Annotated in this window: 28 protein-coding genes; 15 read left to right on the top strand and 13 right to left on the bottom strand. The window is 33.4% G+C overall.

The features are described from left to right. The first annotated feature begins 10 nt into the window (after positions 1-10). Entirely contained in the window at positions 11-319 is a 309-nt protein-coding gene (fliE, locus tag ACGH80_RS10350) for a flagellar hook-basal body complex protein FliE (protein ID WP_085164710.1), read from the top strand. A 283-nt stretch (positions 320-602) separates the two neighbouring features. Then, positions 603-1,727 (top strand): hypothetical protein, encoded by a 1,125-nt coding sequence (locus tag ACGH80_RS10355; protein WP_411631098.1) that lies wholly within the window; start codon positions 603-605, stop codon positions 1,725-1,727. Positions 1,728-1,794: 67 nt separating this feature from the next. On the opposite strand, the gene fliT is transcribed toward ACGH80_RS10355, so the two are convergent. The 3 genes from fliT to fliD are packed head-to-tail and all read right to left on the bottom strand — an operon-like array spanning position 1,795 to position 3,978. Continuing rightward, entirely contained in the window at positions 1,795-2,142 is a 348-nt protein-coding gene (gene fliT / locus ACGH80_RS10360) for a flagellar protein FliT (protein ID WP_411578649.1), read from the bottom strand. Positions 2,143-2,154: 12 nt separating this feature from the next. Next, positions 2,155-2,535 (bottom strand): flagellar export chaperone FliS, encoded by a 381-nt coding sequence (gene fliS, locus ACGH80_RS10365; protein ID WP_034909484.1) that lies wholly within the window; start codon positions 2,533-2,535, stop codon positions 2,155-2,157. Between the two features lie 9 nt (positions 2,536-2,544). Further along, a complete protein-coding gene (fliD, locus tag ACGH80_RS10370; RefSeq protein WP_085164717.1) occupies positions 2,545-3,978 on the bottom strand; it encodes a flagellar filament capping protein FliD in 1,434 nt (477 codons plus the stop codon). A gap of 330 nt (positions 3,979-4,308) precedes the next feature. Here fliD and ACGH80_RS10375 point away from each other — a divergent pair, with 330 nt between their 5' ends. The 8 genes from ACGH80_RS10375 to flgL all read left to right on the top strand — a co-directional run bounded on the left by ACGH80_RS10375 (position 4,309) and on the right by flgL (position 11,741). After that, positions 4,309-5,121 carry a flagellin gene (locus ACGH80_RS10375; protein WP_065609921.1) on the top strand — a complete coding sequence of 271 codons (813 nt, stop codon included), beginning with the start codon at positions 4,309-4,311 and terminating at the stop codon, positions 5,119-5,121. 181 nt (positions 5,122-5,302) lie between these two features. Continuing rightward, a complete protein-coding gene (locus tag ACGH80_RS10380; protein ID WP_411631100.1) occupies positions 5,303-6,019 on the top strand; it encodes an RNA polymerase sigma factor FliA in 717 nt (238 codons plus the stop codon). 181 nt (positions 6,020-6,200) lie between these two features. Further along, a complete protein-coding gene (gene flhD / locus ACGH80_RS10385) occupies positions 6,201-6,530 on the top strand; it encodes a flagellar transcriptional regulator FlhD (RefSeq protein ID WP_034909475.1) in 330 nt (109 codons plus the stop codon). Positions 6,531-6,543: 13 nt separating this feature from the next. Beyond that, positions 6,544-7,152 (top strand): flagellar transcriptional regulator FlhC, encoded by a 609-nt coding sequence (flhC, locus tag ACGH80_RS10390; protein WP_296317772.1) that lies wholly within the window; start codon positions 6,544-6,546, stop codon positions 7,150-7,152. A 51-nt stretch (positions 7,153-7,203) separates the two neighbouring features. Then, positions 7,204-8,091, top strand: a complete 888-nt coding sequence (gene motA, locus ACGH80_RS10395) for a flagellar motor stator protein MotA (protein ID WP_065590619.1) — start codon at positions 7,204-7,206, stop codon at positions 8,089-8,091. Then, positions 8,091-8,984: a flagellar motor protein MotB gene (gene motB, locus ACGH80_RS10400; protein WP_065590618.1), complete on the top strand. Its 894-nt coding sequence runs from the start codon at positions 8,091-8,093 to the stop codon at positions 8,982-8,984. The genes motA and motB overlap by 1 nt, the downstream gene beginning before the upstream one ends. Before the next feature lie 142 nt (positions 8,985-9,126). Beyond that, entirely contained in the window at positions 9,127-10,770 is a 1,644-nt protein-coding gene (gene flgK, locus ACGH80_RS10405) for a flagellar hook-associated protein FlgK (protein WP_065590617.1), read from the top strand. Positions 10,771-10,784: 14 nt separating this feature from the next. Then, positions 10,785-11,741, top strand: a complete 957-nt coding sequence (gene flgL, locus ACGH80_RS10410; RefSeq protein WP_411631102.1) for a flagellar hook-associated protein FlgL — start codon at positions 10,785-10,787, stop codon at positions 11,739-11,741. Between the two features lie 331 nt (positions 11,742-12,072). Here flgL and flgJ read toward each other — a convergent pair whose 3' ends face one another. Genes flgJ through flgB form a run of 9 tightly spaced genes read right to left on the bottom strand, consistent with a single transcriptional unit; the run spans position 12,073 to position 19,294 of the window. Continuing rightward, positions 12,073-13,098: a flagellar assembly peptidoglycan hydrolase FlgJ gene (gene flgJ / locus ACGH80_RS10415; RefSeq protein ID WP_411631104.1), complete on the bottom strand. Its 1,026-nt coding sequence runs from the start codon at positions 13,096-13,098 to the stop codon at positions 12,073-12,075. A gap of 11 nt (positions 13,099-13,109) precedes the next feature. Further along, on the bottom strand, positions 13,110-14,219 hold the full coding sequence (locus tag ACGH80_RS10420; protein WP_065590614.1) for a flagellar basal body P-ring protein FlgI: 1,110 nt from the start codon (positions 14,217-14,219) through the stop codon (positions 13,110-13,112). Between the two features lie 11 nt (positions 14,220-14,230). Continuing rightward, a complete protein-coding gene (locus ACGH80_RS10425) occupies positions 14,231-14,908 on the bottom strand; it encodes a flagellar basal body L-ring protein FlgH (protein WP_081296853.1) in 678 nt (225 codons plus the stop codon). 22 nt (positions 14,909-14,930) lie between these two features. Continuing rightward, on the bottom strand, positions 14,931-15,713 hold the full coding sequence (gene flgG, locus ACGH80_RS10430) for a flagellar basal-body rod protein FlgG (RefSeq protein WP_065590612.1): 783 nt from the start codon (positions 15,711-15,713) through the stop codon (positions 14,931-14,933). Positions 15,714-15,742: 29 nt separating this feature from the next. Next, on the bottom strand, positions 15,743-16,498 hold the full coding sequence (locus ACGH80_RS10435; protein WP_296299948.1) for a flagellar basal body rod protein FlgF: 756 nt from the start codon (positions 16,496-16,498) through the stop codon (positions 15,743-15,745). Between the two features lie 14 nt (positions 16,499-16,512). Further along, positions 16,513-17,724, bottom strand: coding sequence for a flagellar hook protein FlgE (flgE, locus tag ACGH80_RS10440; RefSeq protein WP_085163706.1), 1,212 nt, complete (start codon positions 17,722-17,724; stop codon positions 16,513-16,515). A 16-nt stretch (positions 17,725-17,740) separates the two neighbouring features. After that, positions 17,741-18,460: a flagellar hook assembly protein FlgD gene (locus ACGH80_RS10445; RefSeq protein ID WP_034909450.1), complete on the bottom strand. Its 720-nt coding sequence runs from the start codon at positions 18,458-18,460 to the stop codon at positions 17,741-17,743. A gap of 13 nt (positions 18,461-18,473) precedes the next feature. Beyond that, the gene (flgC, locus tag ACGH80_RS10450) at positions 18,474-18,881 is read right to left on the bottom strand and encodes a flagellar basal body rod protein FlgC (RefSeq protein ID WP_034909448.1); all 408 of its coding nucleotides are present in this window, start codon (positions 18,879-18,881) and stop codon (positions 18,474-18,476) included. Positions 18,882-18,883: 2 nt separating this feature from the next. Beyond that, the gene (gene flgB, locus ACGH80_RS10455) at positions 18,884-19,294 is read right to left on the bottom strand and encodes a flagellar basal body rod protein FlgB (protein WP_034909444.1); all 411 of its coding nucleotides are present in this window, start codon (positions 19,292-19,294) and stop codon (positions 18,884-18,886) included. A gap of 152 nt (positions 19,295-19,446) precedes the next feature. On the opposite strand from flgB, the gene flgA reads away from it, so the two are divergent. The 5 genes from flgA (at position 19,447) to flhA (ending at position 24,318) form a co-directional block, all read left to right on the top strand. Next, the gene (gene flgA / locus ACGH80_RS10460) at positions 19,447-20,106 is read left to right on the top strand and encodes a flagellar basal body P-ring formation chaperone FlgA (RefSeq protein ID WP_065590608.1); all 660 of its coding nucleotides are present in this window, start codon (positions 19,447-19,449) and stop codon (positions 20,104-20,106) included. Between the two features lie 78 nt (positions 20,107-20,184). Continuing rightward, complete coding sequence (flgM, locus tag ACGH80_RS10465) at positions 20,185-20,478, top strand: flagellar biosynthesis anti-sigma factor FlgM (RefSeq protein WP_297224443.1); 294 nt, start codon at positions 20,185-20,187, stop codon at positions 20,476-20,478. Positions 20,479-20,506: 28 nt separating this feature from the next. Further along, a complete protein-coding gene (locus ACGH80_RS10470) occupies positions 20,507-20,941 on the top strand; it encodes a flagella synthesis protein FlgN (protein WP_034909433.1) in 435 nt (144 codons plus the stop codon). A 141-nt stretch (positions 20,942-21,082) separates the two neighbouring features. Then, positions 21,083-22,213: a flagellar biosynthesis protein FlhB gene (flhB, locus tag ACGH80_RS10475; RefSeq protein ID WP_296207759.1), complete on the top strand. Its 1,131-nt coding sequence runs from the start codon at positions 21,083-21,085 to the stop codon at positions 22,211-22,213. 17 nt (positions 22,214-22,230) lie between these two features. Beyond that, complete coding sequence (gene flhA, locus ACGH80_RS10480) at positions 22,231-24,318, top strand: flagellar biosynthesis protein FlhA (RefSeq protein WP_296317759.1); 2,088 nt, start codon at positions 22,231-22,233, stop codon at positions 24,316-24,318. A gap of 222 nt (positions 24,319-24,540) precedes the next feature. Here the strand turns inward: flhA and ACGH80_RS10485 are convergent, their stop codons facing one another. Further along, positions 24,541-24,849, bottom strand: a complete 309-nt coding sequence (locus ACGH80_RS10485; RefSeq protein WP_411631107.1) for a hypothetical protein — start codon at positions 24,847-24,849, stop codon at positions 24,541-24,543. Positions 24,850-24,876 lie beyond the last annotated feature (27 nt).

A 24,876-nucleotide genomic window follows, 5' to 3' on the forward strand; every position in this document is an offset into this window, starting at 1 on the left:
AGTTATCAAAATGAATACAATCAATACATTCAATCCAATTGAGCTAACTGATTTAAATAAATCAACGTCAATATCTCCAAAAACGCATTTTGCAGATAAAAACTTTGTTTCAGAATTAAAAACCGCTTTAGATAACATCAGTCAAATACAAATACAGGCAAATAATGAAGCAAAAGCTTTTGAAATGGGAGATACAAATATTTCATTGAATGAAGTCATGGTTAATATGCAAAAGTCATCGGTTTCATTGCAGTTTGGTATTCAAGTACGCAATAAACTAGTTGCTGCTTATCAAGAAATTATGAATATGAATGTTTAATTAATGACATCGAATACAATTCCTATATTCTAAATTTTGCATTTTACTTTTACAGATAACTATTAATTCTGGTCTAAATGCGATAATCAACTCATCACACGATTCAAGTTTAAAATAAGCATCGGTCATATTTTTGATGCTTGTTGCCCTACTAAATATATTATTTTTGTTATCAACTGATGGTAAAAAAACTTTACCATTTTTACTGTACTATTAAAAAAAATAACGACATAATGCCGTCATTTAATAAAAAATAATCAATTAAATACATAAGGGATTCAAAGTGATAACACTAAAAAAGACCAATATTTCTTTAAATGAACAGCGTCTCAATTACCCAACATTAGGGCAACTCATTGTTCTGACAACATCGCTTGATGGTTTTTCTATAACTGAGGCTATTTGTTATCAAAAGAAGCTTGTGATTTCTGCTAAATTTTATCCTCAAAATAAGTACGATTATAAAGTTATATATGTCGTAATTGATCTGGATAAAAAAAACACGCATTATTATCATGAATCAGATGGAATTAACCCCCAATTTTTTGTCAGCCCTACTGGTAAGTATTATGTGTCTATTGATGTATACCATCCAGATAAAGATTTAGGCATTATGCTTCCATTATTTGATAGAGAAAATATCACCTATCCAAAGCCCAAACGTCCTATTGTCGGCGATTTTAAGGGAATATGTCATGATTTTTCTATTTTCCATTATGTTGATCTTTTTACAGAGAAAAAACCAGATAAATTGATTGCAGTTGAATTTAAAAATGATGATATAAAAAAAACCTATACCAATAAAATTCCGTTTCCAAAACATAACAAATTATTTATTGATTCTTTGAATAACCAAATTCATCTACTTGCTTATGTTGACAAGGGTTGGTTACATCGTCAAGTTGATGAGATGGGGAACGTTTTACAGTCAAGAAATATAAACACAGGAAAGCGTTTTTATCTAACTTGCGTATTGAATTTAAGTTTTACTTATACATCAAGTATTTTAAATATTGATGAAAAAGGTAAGTTTTATTTAATCAATATTTCACCCGAAGGAAAAATAGAACAAAATTTATTGTTTGATATGGAAAGGCTAATTTATTCTATTTGGGAACCGATAAAAGTTGCTGCAGAAACGTTTGTTATGCGATTCACAGATGAAATCGGCAATGGGTGGATTACAATTCAAAATAATCAGGTGATCGAAGCCTTTTCTCAGGAAACCGTTGGTTGCTATATAAACCTGCACACAAAAGAAGTGTTTAAATTATCCACAAAAGAATTAATCATTAGTGAGATCGTCAAAACCAAAGATGCCAATTATACTGTTGTTTTTTACGGAAAAGAAGAAGACAATCACTCAAAAAACAAAGAGTTAATTATTTTAAATCGCAATATTGATTAAGGCTGTTTAACGGAATGCTTGGTTGGTTCCTATCGATGAATAAAATTCAAACAAAGCATCCACAGACTTACATTATACAGGCAATTTTTTGATAGCTACCAATTTTAGTTTGATAATCGGCATGCTTACCAATCAACTCTCTAAGCTGAGAATGACGAGTAATCATTAATTGGGTTAACTGCTGCTGATAGCTAAGTATATTTTTGATATACATTCTAATCATGTCTTGATGTTGCAATGGTAAGTTTTCAATTTTTGCAAAATCATCAACCAACATAATACCTTTCGATAATTGAAGGTATTTTGCCTGCCAACTCAACAATAAGTCCCATTTTCCATTCTGTGCATTAACCAACATTTGTTCCACAACATAGTTGAATTGTTCGTATTGTTCTAATAAGTTATTTCCTTGCATAATCATCCTTTTTTACTTAGCTATCTCACGCCACGACTCAGCAATATTGTTAAGTAAATCGAAACAAGTCTGTAATTTTTCTTGATCATTATGTAAATTAGCCAATAACAATTGTTGGCTAATATAGTGATATAAACGATCTAAATTTTCGGCAATTTCACCGCCTTTTTCTAAATCTAGACAGCTTTTAAGACCATTATCAACAATATTAATCGCTTTAGAAATTGCGTTACCTTTACCAACAATATTGCCTTTTTGAATATATAAGCTAGCCAATTTAATGGCGTTAAGTGCACCATCAAATAATAAGACAATCAATTGATGGGGAGACGCTTGACTAATACGTGTTTCTAAATTCACTTGCTCGTAAGCATGAGATCCCATTTTATACATTACTATTCTCTATTTTTTTAAATTTGCCATCATATCAAATTGGGTAGTTAAATAATTACTCATACTATCTAATGAGTTGATTAAAATATCCAATTTAGTAAATTGAACTCGGTAACGCTCAATAGTTTGCTCAATAGAACTGCTTACTTGTTCATGCCGTTTATCTAATGATTTTAAGGTAGAATTTAAGCCATTGGTTGCTGAATCAATCATGCCATCACTATCAATAAATCCTCTCACTTTGGAAAAAATTTCATTAGCAATACCCGTTGTTTTACCATCACCAGTAAATAATATTGCCACCGCTTCACTGTTTTCACTGAGTGCTTTTTGTAGCTCGCTTTCTTTAATCGTTAACATGCCATTTTTGTCCATGTTAATGCCGATTTGAGCTAAAACAGAAAATTCTCCGTCTTGCCCTTTGGCAAATATTGAGCGGATACTTTGATCTATATTACGTAATGTTGAATCCCCAATAAGTGGACCATTATTGCTATTTAGTTCTTTTGAATTTGTCTCTTCTGCGGTGAATTTTGTTAATGTTGATATTGTTGTTTGTAATTGATTAAATGCCTCGACCCATTCTTTAATGGCTTCTTCCACTTTTTCATTATCCGCTGTTATAGCAAGATTCTGACTAATTGTTGTGGTCTGTTTTAATGTAATATCCACACCTTGAACCACATCTTTAACAGTATTAGAATTACTAGTTATGGCAATACCATTAAACGAAAATTTAGCATCTTGCGCTTTTGCAACTTCATTCATATGACTATTGCTAGGTTGATTAATATCAAATCCAATAACATTATTTAACATTTCGTCATCTGATGAAATAGAAGTAATGCTTTGTTGTTCACCTGTTTCTTTCGATGTGATGACTAATTGATAACCATCTGCTCCAGAACGAATAATGGCAGCATTCATTGTTGAAGGGCTGGTTGTTCCATCTTCATTAGTAACTTTGGCATTATTAATGGCATTTGCTATTGATTGCAAAGATGTCTCATCCTGAGATAAGGTTACATCAAGTTTTTGACCATTAGCTTGTTCAATCGTAATAGTTCGTGTTTGGTTATCATTACCTAACTTAGCATTTTTATCATTGATCGTCGATGTAGCAATACCATGAGATGTCGCTAATTGATCAACTGTCACTGTATAATTACCTAATGCTGCTTTGCTATTTGCTTTTACCGAAAAATAATTGTCATTTCCTGTTGCTATTCGGCTTTGAAAAAGCTCTTTTTTTTGAAGTTTTTCCGTTGCAGTATTAAATGTTGTTAATGCACTTTTTAATTTACCAAAACCACTAATTTTCGCATTAATTGCTTTTTGTTGCGTTGTAATTGGGGTTAAACGTGTTTTTTCAGCCACTTCTAGTTGATCTAAAATACCATTAAGATCGATTCCAGAACCAATGCCTAATGCGCTCATTGCCATGATTTAATCTACCTATAACAATTATTCAATATTGTTTATATCGGCTGAAAATTAAAAAAATTTAGTCTTCTTTTAAATATTTATTTAATAAATTGATAACAATCTATTTTTTTGAATAAAAAATCATTGGGGGAATTTTATAAAAAAATAACACTATGATTTATTTAATAATATTATTTTAATTTGCAACTAAACTGCTACTATAAAAAAATAATCATCAAAAATATTAAAGTTCCCTGTTTTGTTACCGATAAGTTATTTGTCAGCAAGAATATTGAATTAAATTTAAATATCTTGTTGATTTTAATATTTATATTATTGGAGATAAAAATGGCACAAGTAATTAATACAAATACAATGTCTTTAATGGCAAAAAATAACCTTAACAATTCTCAAAGCGTTCTTAGTACTTCTATTGAGCGCCTTTCATCAGGTATGCGTATTAATAGCGCTAAAGATGATGCAGCAGGTCAAGCAATTGCTAACCGTTTTTCATCAAACATCAAAGGATTAACACAAGCTGCTCGTAATGCAAATGATGGTATTTCACTTGCACAAACTACTGAAGGTGCATTAAACGAAATCAACAACAACGTACAACGTATTCGTGAATTAACTGTTCAAGCGGCAAATGGTACCAACTCTGAAAGTGATTTAGTATCAATTCAAAATGAAATTGATCAACGTCTAGATGAGATTGATCGTGTTTCTAACCAAACTGATTTCAATGGTTCTAAAGTATTATCTGAAGATAAAACACTTAAAATTCAAGTAGGTGCAAATGACGGCGAAACCATTGAAATCAATTTGAAAAAAATTGATAGCACTGAACTTGGTTTAAATGGATTTAACGTATCTGATTCACCAACAGAAGATCCATTAAAAACAATTGATACTGCATTATCAAAAATTGATGCATTAAGAGGGCAATTAGGTGCGGTGCAAAATCGTTTCGAATCAACAGTAACCAACATTAACAATACTGTAAATAACCTAAGTTCTGCACGTAGCCGTATTGAAGATGCGGATTATGCAACAGAAGTATCAAACATGACTCGTGGTCAAATTTTACAACAAGCAGGTACATCTGTATTAGCACAAGCTAACCAAGTACCACAATCTGTACTTTCTTTATTACAATAATTCTATTTTGATTTTTAGTTATTTTAACTCTGTCATATAGTCATGATAGCCATAACGGCATTTTATAATGCTGTTATGGCTAATAATGATAATTAGCTATTTTTAGCCCTTTATTCAACCCATTAAATTTGCTAACCATCGTCATAATAATGTTAGATATTTTTTTAACATTGATTCAAAAATGGATGATAGCTTATATAACTCACGCGGTGTAATACACCAAATCGATTGGCAACAATATATTCATTTGGTGCGTAATGAAGCTTTAAAATTAGCTGTCCGTTTACCAGCAACGGTCGAACTTGATGATTTATTACAAGTTGGATATATCGGTTTATTAGACACTATAAAACGTTATGACTCATCTCAAGGCAACGCTTTTGCTACATTTGCCATACCAAGAATTAAAGGAGCAATGCTTGATGAACTACGTAGCCGTGATTGGTTACCAAGACAAACTCGTAAAAAAATTAGAGATGTTACAACCGCAATTAATGAATTAGAACAGAAGTTAGGTGCACCCCCTAGTGATTATCAAATTGCTAAATACTTAGAATTACCTATAAGCGAATACCGAAAAATTTTATTAGATTCAAATAATAGCCAAATATGTTCGTATGATGAAATTCATAAAAAACTGGGTGATAACATTGATACCATTATTAAATGTGATGAAGATAATAATCCTTTTTCAGCGCTAATAGATGAGGAAATTCGTAACACAATTATTCAACAAATAGAAAGACTACCAGAAAAGGAAAAACTTGTTTTATCACTTTATTACCAAGAAGATCTCAATTTAAAAGAGATTGGTAAAGTAATGAATATCAGTGAATCAAGAGTAAGCCAATTACATAGCCAAGCTATCAAAAGAATACAAAGTAAAGTTAATTTTTAGAAAATATAAAAAGGCAATTAAAATAAAGTGTAATTAAAAGAAAAAATAATTGAAATTATTTTTTTATTGACCTTTTGCATTTAAAAATGTAATTTTAAGCAAAAAAAAACTAATGCTATTTAATTTTACTAGTTATTCGTTTTTTTATGCGAAACAAAACAAATATGAATTGGTGACTAAATTGGGAAATTTATTAGATGACGATATTCTTAAATGTATACATCATTTGAATCTATCAACACTACTATTAAGCCAGAAAATGATTGAAAAAGATAAAGTTATGGCAATGTATCGATTAGGTATTGACGAAGAAACTGCTGACATACTTAGCCGTTTAAACACATCTCAAATGTTGATTCTATCAGAAACAAATCAATTAACTTTTCAGTTACGATTTGAAAATGCTGAAATGATGAAAAAACTTACTGAAGAATCTCGCATTGGTGATATTAAACAGATGCATACAGGAATTCTTTTATCAAGTTTGCTATTAGATTCAATCAATAAGTAGCTAAGGAACTAAGATGACAAGTACAAGTATTATTCAAAAATATGAGGAAACTCAACTCGCTATCAAATTGATTTCCCTAGGTGGAAGAATTCAAATGCTGGAAAGTGAAACCAACTTAAGTCGAAATAAACTTATCAAGCTTTATAAAGAGATTCAAGGTTGTCCTCCACCTAAAGGTCTATTACCATTTTCAACCTCGTGGTTTATGACATGGGAACCTAATATCCATGCGAGTATTTTTTATAACGCATACTCTTATTTAGTTAAAAATGGTCTAAAATCAGGCATTCAAACTATCTTAAAAGCTTATCAACTTTATTTAGAGCAATGCCAATTTTCATCACATAAGGATAAACCTGTTTTAGGTTTAACCAGAGCTTGGATATTAGTCAAATTTGTCGAAAAGAAAATAATGCAACAATCATGTTGTAACACATGTTGTGGACGTTTTATTACACACGCTTATCATCCGCAAAATACTTTTACTTGCAGTTTATGTCAGCCTCCATCAAGGGCAGATAAGAATAATAAAACACAAAAAGAAAACGACGAAAAATGCATGAAAGTGTTATCGAAACCAAGTTATTTAAATTTATCAGTTGCCAAACAGATCACTGCTTAAATAAATATTAAAGCAATTCAGCCGTTATTTTATGGAGAAAGAAGAAAGTCAATGCTAATAGTTATAGGATATATCGTAGTGATCGCTTCGGCGCTACTTGGCTATGTACTCAGTGGTGGTTATTTAGCCGTACTATTTCAGCCACTCGAATTGCTAATTATTGGTGGTGCTGCTATAGGCGCTTTTATTGTTAGTAATGAACAAAAAACAATAAAAGCCACACTTAAGTCTTTAGGTCAATTGTTTAAAACATCCAAATATAATAAGAATCTATATTTAACACTCATTAATTTTATGTATACCATTTTGACGAAGATTCGCCAAAGTGGAGGGCTATCCATTGAATCAGATATTGATAATCCGCATGAAAGTGAATTATTTAAACAATATCCACTTATTTTAGCTAATCCAAGAATTTGTGATTTTATCACTGATTACTTACGTCTTATGATTAGTGGCAATATGGATGTATTTGAAATAGAAACACTGATGAGTGAAGAAATTGAAACATTTGTCCACGAACTTGAAAAACCTGTAGATGCCATTTCAGGAATTGGTGATGGCCTACCTGCATTTGGGATCGTCGCTGCTGTAATGGGCGTAATTAATACACTTGCTCAAGCTGATAGACCAGCAAGTGAACTCGGTGAGCTTATCGCTCATGCTATGGTAGGAACTTTTTTAGGAATTTTGCTTGCTTATGGTTTTGTTTCGCCATTAGCTGCTTTATTAAAACAAAGAAACGCCGATACAGTGAAAGTTCTAGAATGTACCAAAGTAATACTTATTGCCAGCATGCATGATTATGCGCCACAAATTTGTATTGAATTTGGGCGAAAAACGTTATTTTCTCATGAAAGGCCATCATTCTTTGAATTAGAAAAATACATACAAGAAGTTAAAGACAAAAAATCTAATCCAAATGAAAATAAAGAATAATGAAAGATAAATCTGTAAGAATAATTATAAAGAAAAAATCAGGGCATGGTGGTGGACATCATGGCGGTTCGTGGAAAATCGCTTATGCCGACTTTATGACCGCAATGATGGCGTTATTTTTAGTCATGTGGTTAATTTCTACATCTACCCCTCAAGAATTGAAAGGGATTGCTGAATACTTTAGAACCCCTTTAATTCTTGGCTACAATGGTGGTAAAAATATTAGCGATAGTGAAAGTCCGATTCCTGGTGGTGGTGATGATGTTAGTAAACAACTTGGTGAAGAAAAGAGCTATCATTCTACCCTATCACAGAATGAAGTTGAGAAACAGCAACTTGAAAAAATACAGATGATTGAAGCGGCACGTAAAATTTATGATATTTTTGAAATTGATGAACGTCTAAAGAAATTAGCACCTAATCTTATTATTGAATTAACTGAAATGGGGTTACGGATTCAAATTTTAGCTTCAGATGATAAACCCATGTTTGATGTTGGTAGTACAACCATTGATCCTAATATGCAAGAAATTCTGCATGCATTAGCGCCAATTATCAATTCTTTACCAAATAAAATCACTTTGTCAGGCCATACTGATGAACGCCAATATACAACAGGTGATAGAGGATATAGCAATTGGGAACTATCTGCAGATAGAGCTAATTCGTCAAGAAGAGAGCTTATAGCTGGTGGGTTAGACTCAAATAAAATTATTCGAATTATTGCACTTGCCGATACAGTGAATTTAAACAATCCTAACTATAGTAAAGATGCTAATCGCCGTATCAGTATCTTAATTTTGAATAAAATAGCACAGCAGTATATTGAAGAAGAAAATAACATGACCGGAACCGATTTTTTAAGACAATCACAACGGACTAAATCAGAATAAATTCATTTTTGAAAAAATGAATTTATTTGAAAACTTTTTTAAAACACGCATAACAATTATTAAAGTTTTGTGAATTTAACCCGATATAAAAAAGACTTATTTTAATTGATATTATGAACTCAAACTATATTGAGAGGATTTTATGGCGAATTCATTAATGAATACTGGTATTAGTGGGTTAAATGCAGCACAAAATATGCTGAATGTAATAAGCAATAATATTAGTAATGCTCATACAACTGGTTACAATCGTCAACAACAAATTTTACGCCAAGCAAATGGAACTCAGCATAGTTTTGGGTTTGTCGGTAACGGTGTTTGTGTATCATCTGTTAATCGCGCTTTTAATAATTTTGTTGTAGGACAACTGCGACAATCACAATCACAAAATGGTTCTATCAAGGCTTATTATAATGAATTATCTAAAGTAGATAATCTGTTAGCAGAGAATGACAATAGTATTTCATCTCAAATCAATAATCTTTTTGCCAGTTTAAATAAACTTGCATCAAATGCTAGTGATGCATCGACAAAACAAACTGTTATTAGTGATCTGACATCTTTAACTAGCCAATTTAATAAAACAGAAACAAATTTAAAGAACCAAATTGCCAACGTTAATACTGAATTAAATAGTAATGTTGATAAAGTTAATACCTATACTCAACAAATTGCCGAACTGAATCAAAAAATATCACAACTACAGTCGGTAGGCGGTGGAAACGAACCTAATGCATTACTTGACCAACGCGATCAGTTAGTCAATGAATTAAGCGAAATCATTGGCATTACCGTTACTGAACAAAATGGACAATATAATCTTTCGCTCGCTAATGGTTTAAATTTAGTTCAAGGCTCTTCTATTAACTTATTATCAGTACAACCTTCAACAGATGATCCTTCTTTAAATACTATTATTTATACTCACCCTTCAGGTGCAACACAAGAATTGACAAGCCAAAACATTACATCAGGTACGTTACACGGCTTATTAACCTTTCGTGATGGACCATTAACCGAAGCCCGCAATCAACTAGGCTTAATTGCATTAAATTTAGCGGAACGTTTTAATGAAGTGCATATGTCTGGTATTGATATTAATGGTAATCAAGGTGAAAAGTTGTTTGATTACAATCATCCTAGTTGTGTCACGAATACTAAAAACCAAGGTAATGCTTCAGCCAAAATTGAGTTTAATGCTTTGAATGAAGTAAAAGCTTCTGATTATAAAATAGAATTTGATGGTAATAATTGGATCGCCACAAGATTATCTGATCATCAGCTAATTACTCCTGAAATCAAAGATGGTAAATTGTTTTTTGATGGACTGACCATTGAGATAAGTGGTAATGCGGTTAATGGAGATTCGTTTATCATAAAACCTGTTGCCGATATTGCTTCGTCATTACAACTGCTAGTGAAAGATGTAAATAAACTAGCAACAGGTATTAACGATGAAGAAAATGGTGCTGGTGATAATCGCAATGTAACCAAATTATTAGAAATCCAACATGAAAAACTTGTTAATGGTACAACAACATTAAAAAGTGCTTATACCCGCTTAACTAACTATATTGGTAGTGAAACTCAAACAGCAAAAATTTCTGCTCAATCAAGCAAAAATATAACTCAGCAAATTTATGAACAAAATCAATCGATTTCAGGGGTTAATATTGAAGAAGAGTATATCTCTATGCAGGTTTATATGCAGTATTACCAAGCAAATGCCAAAGTGATTGATGCGGCAACAACACTATTTGATACCATTTTAGGTTTAACTAAATGATTAAAGGATAAAAAATGCGCCTTAGCACAAACTCAATTTATCAAAAAAACTTAAACAGTATTTTAAACACCAACAGCAAATGGCAAAAATCGGGGTTGCATTTGGCAACAGGTAAAAAGATTTTAACTCCTTCTGATGATCCAATGGGAGCTTCACAATCATTAATAATAAAGCAAGCGCAAGCACAAAATGAACAGTTTCAAGCAACACGCGAAAATGCCGATAAATCACTTAGCCGCCAAGATACGATCTTATCGGAAGCCAATACTGTTATCCAAACAATTCAGGAAACATTGGTCTATGCATCAAATGAAACATTAAATGAAGAAAATAGACTCGATCTTGCTAATAAATTACAAAATTTAAAAGATCAACTTTTATCATTAGCTAATGCAAAAGACACTAATGGTAACTATCTTTTTGCTGGTAAGAAAAACGATACACCTCCTTTTGTTATGAATGAATCCGGTGAAGTGAGTTACGTAGGCGGTACAACTTCTATCAATGTATTAATCGATGACTCGCGAGAAGTATCGCTAAGTTTTACAGGTATTCAAGTATTTATGACTGGCTCAAATGTTAAAGAATCTGATGGTTCACCAGCAGAAAGTAACATATTTGCAAGTATTGATTATGCAATTGAGGCATTAAAAATAGATCTAGATTATGATAATGATGATACCGTTGAACAATTTAGATCTGGATTATCAAAAGCACGTCATGGAGTAGACAATTCTTTTAATAATATTTCGACACTTAGAGCAGAAGGTGGCTCGGTATTATCAGAAATTGACAGATTAACCACATTGGGTAAAACATTAGATATTGAATTTCAAACTCAAATCAGCCAACTTGAAGATGTCGATTGGTACGAAGCCATTTCAGAATATGTAATGCTACAAGCTAATTTACAAGCTGCACAATATACCTTTATGACTATGCAAAGTATGTCACTGTTTCAAATGAAATAAGGTTTTGTAATCTAATTTTACTTAAGCAATGTTTTTTTACTCTAAGTCGTGAATCGCCTCAAACTATTCATCCCATCCAAAGGAGGTTTACCGCCTCCTTTTTTATTATTGCTAAAAAGTTTCAAAAACAATGTCATTATGCAATATAAACCATCAATTTAAACGAGTGACGCTTAATTATAAAAAATTCAATAAAATCAATACTCTACCTGAAAGTTTTTTGTTGATTTATTTCTTATTTAATCCATAATTATTTGTTTTTAAAATTAATTTTATGATATTTTTACTAGCAAAATATTGGGCATTGTATTCAAACCGAGTGATCCTATTATTAATTAAACGCAATTTTCCTAAATCCTGATACAGTGGTTAACTGATTATTTTTTGCAATTTTTTCAATACGACCAATGATTTGAATAAGCTTATCACTATAATTTGGATCAGTTGCGTAATGTGCAGCTTGTAATTCTTTAGCAGCTGTTCTGGCATCAGGAGCTTTAATAACTGCATGATAACGGGGACTTTTAGTTAATAAATTGAGGTAGTCGGTTAATGCATGATGTTTACTATTATAGACTCTAAAATTATCTTCAATTTTCATCATTTTATTATTAACAAATTCATGTGTGGTTAAACGAGTTGAATTGCCATTCCATGATGATGTTGCTTTGACACCAAAATAATTGTGGCTTGATTGATTATTAGCGGTTTTAATTTGCTTTTGCCCCCACCCAGTTTCTAGTGCTGCTTGGGCAATAATAACCTCATACGGAATACCAGATTTTTTAGCAGCTTGCCTAGCTGGCTCTAGCCATTCCATAACAAATTTTGTGACATAATCTTCGTTTACATTATCAAATTGTGTTTTTGATATTGCCTCGTTATGTTTAATTTCAGCTGCTTTGTTAGCATTATAGTTACGATATAGTATTTGCCCTAGCGCTTCAGGCGATAAATTAGGTGATGCATTACTAAATAAAGATTGAGCTAATTGCAGATTTTGCTGAGTATTGTTTGTATTAGATTGTAGGTTAACATTAATTGATGGTGAAACTTTATTAGTTAACTGTTTAATAAGCATATCTGCTAATCCAAACCCTTTACCCGCTGCTTGCTGTGTAATTTGTTGGTCAAACATTGAAGTAAATAGTTGTGTAGCAGACTGGCTAAATAAACCACTTTCAGGTACAGCCTTTCGCATACTTTGCATCATCATATTAATAAATAATGACTCAAACTGCTGAGCAACTTGCTTAATGCCTTCAGCAGAGCCATTAACTACATTTCGCTTTAATTGATTAATATCCGAAAAATCATAAACGAAACGATTCAAAGATTGTCCAATTTTATTATTCATAAAGTCTTTTTTTAGATAGTTTCTAAGGAAGCATGTAAACAACCAGCTGTTTTTAGCGCTTCAAGTATTGACATTAATTCTGTAGGATTAGCACCTAATACATTTAGCGAATTAATAACATGATTTAAATCAGCGCTAGAGGATATATTGTGTAAAGCCCCTCCTTCTTGTGCAACGCTAACTTGATTATCTGGTGTAACGGTTGTTGTACCTCCTGCTAATGGAGTATTGGGTTGACTTACCTTTAATTTGTTATTTACCACAACAGATAAATTACCATGTGCAACCGCACAATTATCTAATTTAACCTTTTGATTCATAACTACAACACCGGTTCTAGTATTTATAACGACTTTTGCTGAAACTGGCGTAGCACTAATTTCAAGATTTTGTATTCGTGAAAGCAGTTGTACTCGTGCACTACTTTCTTTTGGCATATGTAATGCTATCGTTGTACCATCTAATGCTACTGCAGTATTTTTTTGTAACCTGTTAATTGCATTAGATATTTTCAATGCTTGAGTGAAATCAAATTGATTAAGGTGTAAATGGATAATATTTTGTTCATCTAAACGAGTTGCAAGCTCTCTTTCTATGGTTGCACCATTAGGTATGGTTGCCCCTGCAGTTTGATTCACACTTACACTGCTACCTTTACTACTTGCACCCATTCCACCTACAAAAAGGTTACCTTGCGCAATAGCATATACTTGATTGTCGACACCTTTTAGTGGTGTCATAATCAATGTGCCCCCACGCAAGCTTTTTGCATTACCGAGCGAGGATACCACCACATCAATTTGTTGCCCTACTCGAGAATAAGAAGGTAATTTAGCCGTAACCATAACAGCAGCAACATTTTTTAATTGCATATTGCTTCCAGACGGTACGGTAATACCTAATTGAGATAACATGTTAGTAATACTTTGAATGGTAAAAGGTGTTTGTGATGTTTGATCACCTGTACCATCAAGACCGACAACAATACCATATCCAACCAAGGCATTTTCTCTTACACCTTGAATGGTGACTAAATCGCGGATACGTTCAGCATGGCTCGCCGGTATCACTAATACCATCATAAAGACAAAATAAACAAAAATACGCAATTTTTTTAACATAATGATACTCGTTAAAAAGGGGAAAGATTTAAAAATAGGCGCTGTAACCAACCCATCGTTTGGGCTTCATCAATGTATCCATTACCAACATACTCAATTCGAGCGTCAGCAACTTGTGTTGAGATAACAGTGTTATTTCCACTAATTGTTCTTGGATTAACTACCCCAAAAAAACGGATAAACTCGGTACCTTGATTAATCGCAATCTGTTTTTCACCAATCACTTTTAAATTACCATTGATCATGACATCCTGAACCGTGACGGTGATTGTGCCACTAAAGGTATTTTTAGCGTTAGCCCCGCCTGATCCCTTAAAATCATTATTTCCAGACATTTCAGTACTAGCTTTACCTCGACCCACTAACCCATCAAGAAATTTAGGTATCGTTTTTACCCCTAGATCCACTGAACCATTTCGTCCTGCATTAATCGATGAACTTTTACTAGCACTGACATTTTCTTGTAAAACAATGGTTAATACATCGCCAACATTACGCGGGCGACGATCTTCAAACATTGGTTGGTAACCATAGCTACTAGGCTGAGCAGCTTGATAAATTGAACCTGTCGTATTTACATTGTCTGGCAATTTGGGGACAACACTTGTTTCACCTTCAACTAAAGGCTTTTTAGGCAATTGTGCACAGCCACTGAAAAAAAATGCTATTAAAATATAAAAATATCTCATTACCTTTAGCATATTGTTAACTTTACAGTTGATTTAAACGTTGTAGCATTTGATCAGAGGTTGATATTGCTTTGCTGTTAATTTCGTAAGCACGTTGAACTTGAATCATATTCACTAGTTCTTCAGCAACATTAACGTTAGATGTTTCGGTATAGCCTTGATATAAAAGCCCTGCACCGTTTAATCCTGGCGTATTTTCCGTTGGCGCACCTGAACTTTCTGTTTCTAAGTAAAGATTTTCCCCCATACTTTCAAGTCCAGCATCATTAATGAAAGTATGTAAAGTTAGTTGCCCAACTTGGACTTGGGTTGATTGATTAGCTAATGTCACATTTACTACACCATCGCGCGCTACCGTCATTTTGATTGCATTGGATGGAATACTAATTGTTGGTTGAATTTCGTATCCTGCTGCAGTCACCAATTGACCATTTTGATTAACTTGAAAAGCACCACTACGAGTATAAGCTTGTGTACCATCGGGTAATAAAACTTGGAAAAAACCTTGCCCATTAATAGCAATATCACTACTGTTATCAGTTGCCTCTAAATTACCTTGGCTATGAATTCGTTCTGTCGCAACAGGGCGAACTCCTGTACCAATCTGTAACCCAGAAGGTAATGTTGTTTGCTCAGATGATTGTGCTCCAGGTTGGCGAACAGTTTGGTATAATAAGTCTTCAAATACCGCTCTTTGTTTTTTAAAACCATTGGTACTAACATTGGCTAAATTATTGGAAATAATATCCATATTCATTTGTTGTGCCGTTAAGCCTGTTTTGGCAATCCATAATGATTTAATCATTGTTATTCCTGTCTAATGTATTGATAAATTTAGGTTAAAGATAAAATTTGGTTTGCTTTTTGTGCATTTTCATCAGCAGTAATAATTTCTTTCATTTGCATTTCAAACTGGCGAGCATGACTAATTAAATCAACCATAGCCGTAACAGGGTTCACATTACTCCCTTCTAATACACCTGACATAAGCTTAGCTTTTGGATTGTCTGGCATATTCTCACCACGTTCATTACGTGTTTCTTCCGTTAGTCGAAAAAAACCATCATCACCACGTATAATTTCATTATGCTCAAGATGGACTTTTTTTATTTTACCTACTTGAGCAATGGTCGTAGGTTTATCACCTGCACCTAATGCGGAAAGTGTTCCATCACTACTAATACTGATTTGAGATCGTTGAGGCACAGTCAAAACACCATTATCACCAATTAATGGATTACCTTGTATGTTAAGAGTACCATTTTCATCAATTTGAATTGCTCCATTTCGTGTATAAGCTTCGCTACCATCAACTAATTGTACAGCTAGCCAGTGATCCTCAGTTAAAGCAACATCCAAGTTTCGGCCTGTGTAATTAAATGCCCCCATTGTTGAATCAAAAGTGGGAGTTGTTGCTGTTACCATGGTTCGTGTAGGTGTATCATTCCCCACAATAGGAACTGCTTTCATCGTCGTTAACTGTGCACGAAACCCCACTGTAGATACATTAGCTAAGTTATTAGTAGTAATTGATTGCCGATTTAATGTCTGGCTAGCTGCTGACATTGCTGTATAAATAACACGATCCATAAATAACCTTTAAATTAACGCAAATTGACTAATGTATTTAGAATTTGATCCTGCGTTTTAATTGTTTGTGAATTAGACTGGTAATTGCGCTGAGCAACAATCATATTCACTAATTCCTGACTCATATCAACATTTGACGACTCTAGTGCACCGCTCGCTAACGAACCAAAAGTACCAGAATTTGCACTGCCCAATACTTCTATACCAGAATTAATAGTTGTCCTCCAGTTATTGTTGCCAGCAGGTTCTAGCCCATTAACATTGGCAAAATCAGCCATTGCTATTTGACCTAATAACATTGTTTGTTGGTTAGAATAGACACCATAAATAGAACCATCATCATTAATGCTATACCCGACCAAATCTCCAGGAGCATATCCATTCACAACAGGGTTTTTAATACTACCCAATTCTTTTCCCATATTTTGTTGAGAACTTTTGGCTAATGATAAAGTAAAGCTATTATCAGCAGATCCATTTATCCCATTAATATCGATGGTCATTTCGGGATCACTAATCAATTTACCAGAAGAATCAAATTCCATTTCTCCCGCTTTTTGCAAACTTCCATTAGGATCACTGCTATCAAGATAATGAACATCCCATTGGTTATCAGCGGTTTTAACGTAAAAGAGCTGAATATTGCGTTGATTACCAAGCGAGTCATAAGTAGTAATGGTCGTAGAATAATTAAATGTATCAGCATCAAGAGCATTGACAGGTTGTTTTGCCGGAACTTTACTATTGGAATTTAAGTTTGTTTGCAAAGAAGCCTTGGTTGTCGCTGATGCATTTAGCATTTCTTGCGAAATTTTTAATGTACCTGGAGCTGCACCTTGCTGCACTTGAGGTGGAGTTCCGGTTGCAAGATAGCCAGTCAGATAAAGACCATCAGCAGAAATAATATTTCGTTCGGAATCTAATTGAAACTGTCCATTGCGGGTATAATAGGCTTGCCCATTACTATCCACTAAACGGAAAAATCCATTGCCAGAAATAGCCACATCTAAACTATTGTTGGTTGTTGTAGCTATCCCATCATTAAAGTTTTGCATAATCGCAGCCACTTTAACCCCCATACCAACTTTTGAGCCAGCATAGATATCAGCAAATGAGATACTAGCACTCTTAAATCCTACTGTTGCTGAATTGGCAATATTATTCCCAATAACATCTAATTGCTTTGATGCAGCATTCATACCACTCACTGCTTGAGAAAATCCCATCTGAACTTTATCTCCTTTAAAGAATTTGACGTACTTCGTCAATACTAATTGAACCAAGTATTCCTAAATCAAGTAATACTTTATTATTAACTTTACTATTGATAACACCATATACTACTGAATAAGATAATGATGTTGATGATACTTTTTTCCCGTCATAACTTGCGTTAACTGAAAAAGTATAACTACCATCTAGTGCATTCGTCCCATCATTTAGCACACCATCCCAAGTGAAAGAACTAACGCCTGCTGGAATTGCGCCTAAATCAACTTCACGAACTACATTGCCATTTTCATCTTGAATAGTAATAATTACTGAGTCTGCTTCATGTACCAGCTCAAAACCAAATGGCGTGGTAACGGTTTCTTCTTTTGAGTCTGAACTTTCAGATTCTGAGGTTGCAACTAAAATTTTATTGCCAGGAACCATCACTCCCTTGCCAATCATATTACTGGCATTGACTGATAAACTATCATCAATCTGACCAGAAACCATTCCTAACGTTGTATTAAGACGTTCTATACCTGCTAAAGTATTGATTTGAGCTAGCTGTGATGTTAGCTGACTATTATCCATTGGATTAGTTGGATCTTGGTTCTTCATTTGTGCAATTAATAACGTTAAGAAATTATCTTGTAATTCTTTACTTGAGTTACCATCAGATGCCGTTTTTTGTGTCGTTTGAGGTTTTGTTATCCCCGATGATTCTGAAACAAGAACATTAGCTATACCCATCAACCACTCCTTTTTATTGCCCTAATGCCAGTGTTTTTAACATTAAATTTTTGGCGGTATTAATTACTTCTATATTTGCTTGATAACTTCGTGATGCTGAAATGGTATTAACCATTTCGGCAACCACATCGACATTAGGTTTCTGAATATATCCTTTAGCATCGGCCAATGGATGATTAGGTTCATAAACCAAATTCATTGGTGAAGGATCTTCAATAACTTGTGACACTTTAACCCCTGCAATTGGGTTAAGTTCACCATTATCATCCACTTGAAAAATAACCTGCTTAGCTCGATAAGCTTTGCCTGAAGTACTGGTAATACTGTCTGCGTTAGCTAAATTACTAGCACTTACATTCATTCGTTGTGTTTGTGCCAATAATGCCGAGCCTGAAATTGCAAAAATAGAAAAACTCATCATGATTATCCTTGCTGTAATACCGCCATAATATTTTTAAATTTTTCACCTAAAAACGTTAAATTACTTTGGTAGTGAATACTATTATCAATAAAAGCTGTACGTTCTTGATCCATCTCGACCGTATTACCATCTGCTGCAGCCTGATAAGGTATACGATAAAGTACATCATGATTTGTCATGATTGGTGCTTTTATCTGAATATGATGATTTGAAGTGATATTAAGCCCAACGTTATTAATCTTATTCTGATTGTTAAGTGCTTTGCTTAACTCAGCATTAAAATCAATATCTCGAGCCTGATAGTTAGGCGTATCGCTATTTGCAATATTTGCAGCTAATATATTTTGTCGTATTTCACGTATATTTAATGCTTGCTGATGAAAATTAACCCATGTATCTAATTTATCAAACATAAAATCATCTCATTTTTTTTGATAATGAGAATTTTAAGCGAATAAAAAAAAAGTTATTGCGCAAATAACGATAAAAATTGCCCTTATTTCAAGATTCATTTCTTGCAATCATAAAGTAAAATCAGCTTATGAATAATTTAGAATAAATAAGCATGATTAAAATCGCAAAATTGATACTCGCTATTTTTATACTATTTAGTTGGAATAATGTTTTAGCAAATTCGCTTGATAAACAGATTAACAATTTAATATCACAGCAATTTGGTCATAAAGCGGACGACATTTTAATTACTTATCTTACTGCTAAACCGCAATTAAATTGTAAGACTCCAACACTCTCTTTATTAAATAAAAAAAAACAGTGGGGCAACATGACTATCAGTGCCCAATGCAATAATAAAAAAAAATTTATCCAGATTAATGTTGCTGTCAAAGGGAACTATATTGTAGCTAAACAAGCAATAAGTGCAGGGACGGTAATCAACGAAGATTATATACAGATACAATCGGGTTGGTTGGATAAACTACCTTCGACTGTTATTTTGGATAGAGTTGACGCAATTAATCATATAGCTTTACGAAATATCAATTTGGGTGAACCAATAAAAACAACAATGCTTCAAAAAAATTGGCAGGTGAAAGCAGGACAAATAATTAAAGTAATAATAAATGGAGAAGGTTATGAGATAACAACTAATGGCAAAACACTTAACAATGCTATATTAAACGATAAAATAAAAGTTAAACTAAATTCTGATAAAATTGTTGAAGGCACGTTAACTCACCAAGGTGTAATAATTTTCAATAAATAATATTAATGATTTTTTTATTATTGCCGATAATAAAATTATACAAATCACTTAAATCTTAAATTTGATTAAAGGTATTTTATGACTATAGATGCAACTAAATCCGTTACAGCCATAACAGGGCTAGTAAGCCGCGATGTAATTAACGAACAACAAAATACTCACAATGCATCTGTACAAACTAAAAACAGTACTAATGTAAGTACTAACGTGAGTATAAATCAAAATTCAATACACCTTTTACATTCAACCAACAAAGATATCGACGCAGAAAAAATTGAAAAAATAAAACAGTCCATATCCAACGGAACATTGGTTATTGATACACATAAAATTGCAGATAAATTAATTAAACAATTACTAGAAGATTTTTAAAAATAAGACAGAATTATAAGGATAAAAAATGTTAGCACTTAATGACATCCTAAATAAAATAGCTGAGATGTTACAAACAATTTCAGAAATTCTACAATCAGAGCAAAAAATATTAATTGAAAATAGTTCAACAAACCAGTTAAGTGAAACTATTAACAAAAAAAGCCAATTACTAATTCAACTAAAGCTACTGGATGAAGAACGCATAAAACTAAGTGAACAATTTAATATTCAACCGCCCTATAAAGAAAATCCTACAATCGAAGCTCTTTGGCTATCAATTACTGATACAACAAAATTATTAGCAGATATAAATCGTGATAATGGGCTAATTATTCAAAACCGCATGAATCTAACCCAGCAATCAATCAACTATCTTAAAAGTATTAAAAGTCCTGCTGTTTATACTAATAGTGGCTATCAACAAACTGAAATTATTTCGTCAAAACGAGCCAAAGTTTAAATAATTAATATTTATTGACGGTAAACGCCATAAATACCCCCTAAAATGCCCTCTTATTAAGCCAACAACCCAGTAGTAATTAGTTCATACTGTTAGTATTGTAAATCTTTATTAAACTATAGCGTTTTATTTAACTTCATCATGGCTGACGATAGTGATCTAGATAAAAGCGAACACCCCACCGATAGCAAAATAAAAAAAGCTAGAGAAAAAGGGCAGATCCCTCGTTCTCGTGAATTAACTTCGTTATTAATTTTGTTAATAGGTATTATTTTATTTGGATTAATGGGATCACACTTAGTTAACCAGCTAACTACGATCATTAAAACAGCAATGAAGTTTTCGTATAAAATAGAGGATGATAAGTTAATCGTCTTCAATTTAGTTAACTTATTAACCGATGGTTTTTGGGCAATTGTACCCATTTTTTTTGGTCTAGTTATCGTTGCTATATTTGCACCACTTTGTGTCGGCGGTTTACTATTTAGCCTGCAATCAATTAAGCCTAATTTTCAAAAACTAAATCCGATATCTGGATTTGGTAGAATATTTAGTATTAGAGTTTTTTCTGAATTACTAAAAAGCATACTTAAAGTTATTTTTATTTCTATAGCTTCAACATTGTTTGTAATGCACCATTTTCCTCACATGCTTTCGTTACCCAATATGCATTTAAATAGTGCATTAACTACAGCAATACAGCTGGTGATTCTTTGTGGAATTTTTAGTGTTATATCTTTAATACCCATGGTTGGTTTTGATATTTTCTATCAAATATGGAGTAATTTAAAGAAACTGAAAATGTCAAAACAAGAAATTAAAGATGAATTTAAAGAACAAGAGGGAAACCCACAAATCAAAGGGCGCATTCGTCAAATGCAACAGACTATTGCTAGACGCCGTATGATGAAAGATGTACCTAAAGCTAATGTGATTATTACCAACCCAACGCATTATGCCGTCGCTCTGCAATATGATGAAAAAACAATGATTGCTCCAAAATTATTAGCGAAAGGAACAAATAAAATTGCGTTACGCATCAAAGAAATTGCTAATGAACATAATATCCCCCAGTTAGAAGCACCACCACTTGCCCGTGCTTTATACCGTCATGGTGAAATAGGCGAAACAATACCAACCGAATTATATACCGCGGTTGCCCAAATTCTAGCGTGGGTTTATCAATTGAAACATTGGTATAAATATGGTGGCGATAAACCAATAGCGCCAAATAATTTACCCATACCTGAGTCATTATCCGTAAATAAATAAAGGTAATAACTAGTCTTATGATTAAATCTAAACTACTTAATTTATTATCAACCAATACATTAAAAAATGGGCATTATCAAGTCTTAGCTGGACCATTGCTAATTTTATTGATTCTTTCGATGATGGTATTACCACTACCTGCATTTATTTTGGATCTGTTTTTTACTTTTAATATTACATTATCAATTATCATCTTGATAGTAGCATTGTTTACTAAAAGAGTGCTTGATTTTGCAGCATTCCCGACCGTTTTATTATTTGCAACTTTATTAAGATTATCGTTAAACGTTGCTTCTACGCGGGTCGTTTTATTAAAAGGTCACACTGGTAGTGCTGCTGCTGGGCGGGTTATTGAGGCTTTTGGACACTTTTTGGTTGGTGGTAATTTTGCTATTGGTATTGTGGTATTTATTATTTTAGTCATTATCAACTTTATGGTCATCACCAAAGGAGCAGGTAGAATAGCTGAAGTGGGCGCACGCTTTGCGTTAGATGGCATGCCCGGAAAACAAATGGCTATTGATGCTGATCTGAATGCGGGTTTAATTGGTGAAGATGAAGCTAAAGCCCGCCGAGCCGAAGTTTCTCAAGAAGCCGATTTTTATGGGTCAATGGATGGTGCCAGTAAATTTGTACGTGGTGATGCGATTGCGGGATTATTAATAATGGGTATAACCATTATTGGGGGGTTATTAGTTGGAGTTGTTCAACACGGTATGGCTTTTTCTGATGCTAGCGAAACCTACGTTTTACTAACTATTGGTGATGGTTTGGTAGCACAAATACCATCACTCATTATTTCAACCGCAGCTGGCGTTATTGTTACTCGAGTCACATCACAAGATAACATCAGTGATCAAATGATTACACAGCTTTTTAATAATCCACAAGTATTGATTTTAACAGCTGTCGTCATTGGTTTACTTGGACTAATTCCGGGTATGCCAAATTTAGTTTTTCTACTCTTTACTGTTATTTTATTAATCATATCTTGGTGGCTAACTAAACAGAAAAAGACTGAACAAAAAGTAGCACCCAAACAAGCTAATGTACAAGCAACCACGCCAGCTAATATAGAAGCAACATGGTCAGATGTTAATATTGAAGATATATTGGCAATGGAAGTTGGTTATGGATTAATTCCCATGGTAGATCAAACTCAAAATGGTGAGTTGTTAGGGCGAATTCGTAGTTTACGCAAAAAATTTGCTCAAACACTGGGTTTTTTACCACCTCAAGTTCATATAAGAGATAATCTTTCATTAGCACCTTATCAATATAAGATATTTATAAAAGGTGGTGAAATTGGCAAAGGTGAAATTGTTAATAATAAATGGTTAGCGATCAATCCCGGTAATGTAACTGAAACCATTGAGGGCATTCCAACAACCGAACCTGCCTTTGGATTACCAGCGATATGGATAGATGAAAGTAATAAAGAAAATGCACAAATATTGGGGTATACCGTTGTTGATACAAGTACCATGATTGCTACTCATTTTAATCATTTATTACAGCAATTTGCTAGCGACTTATTAGGACGTTTAGAAACTCAAGAACTGCTCGACAGAATAAAACAAGATATGCCGAAATTAGTGGAGGACTTTATTCCTGGTGTTGTTACACTAACCACATTTCATAAAATATTGCAAAACTTGATCGCTGAAAAAGTGTCAATCCGTGATATGCGTACCATTATTGAAACCATCTGTGAGTACGCACCAACCCAAAATGATGCTTATCAGCTACTAAGTATGGTAAGAATTGCTTTAGGAAGAGTCATCACACAACAATGGTTTCCTGGATCTGAGCCAATCAATGTAATAGGATTAAATATCAATTTAGAACGTTTGTTATTACAAGCACTCCAAAATACCAGCAATGTTGAACCAGGGCTAGCCGAACACATTGTCGAGCAAATTAAACAAGCCATTCATCAACAAGAAGCTATCGGTGCACCACCAGTGTTATTAGTGAACCATTCATTAAGACCTATGCTTTCACAATTTCTAAGACCAAACTTTCCTCAATTAGTGGTGCTATCGAATTTAGAAATCACCGATAATCGAGAGATAAAAATGAGCACGCAAATTGGCACAGAATAGTTACTTTATAATACTAATAATGAAGTGTTTCAGTTAATAAAAACTAGAAACACTCATTTCTAAATTACCTACACGGCATTGAAGTCTGCGATCCCTTTTATTGTTTTTACGTCATATTTCTAAACCGCCTACACGGCGGTAAACAATTTTATGATAGTTAAAGTATCAAAATAGGTGTTTCTAAATATTGGCCTCGGCGACCTAATGACTAAGAAATAAGAACTAAGGTTTAAGGTTTGAGACGCAAGCAACACCTGCTTCGGTTTTCGGGTGGAGGCTACCGATGCTGCCATCACTCAAGTCCACAATGAACTGCTCGTGCCCCGCCACATCGCTCGTCCAATAGTAGGTGTGAAGAAAGCCAGCAGCATCACCAATACCACCAATGGTGTAAATGAACAAGTAGCCCCACTCGGAAGAAAGACCTGCATCAATATGACGCATGTAATGATTACCTGGTGAAGATGGATTAGCGCCTACTGATGGACCAAATTTTGTAACCGCATTGGTTAAATCCCTGACCCTTGGCATCTGGTAGCCTATATTATTACACCATGC

Origin of the sequence: Gilliamella sp. BG1, from assembly GCF_046635625.1 — a bacterium.
GTDB lineage: Bacteria > Pseudomonadota > Gammaproteobacteria > Enterobacterales > Orbaceae > Gilliamella > Gilliamella bombi.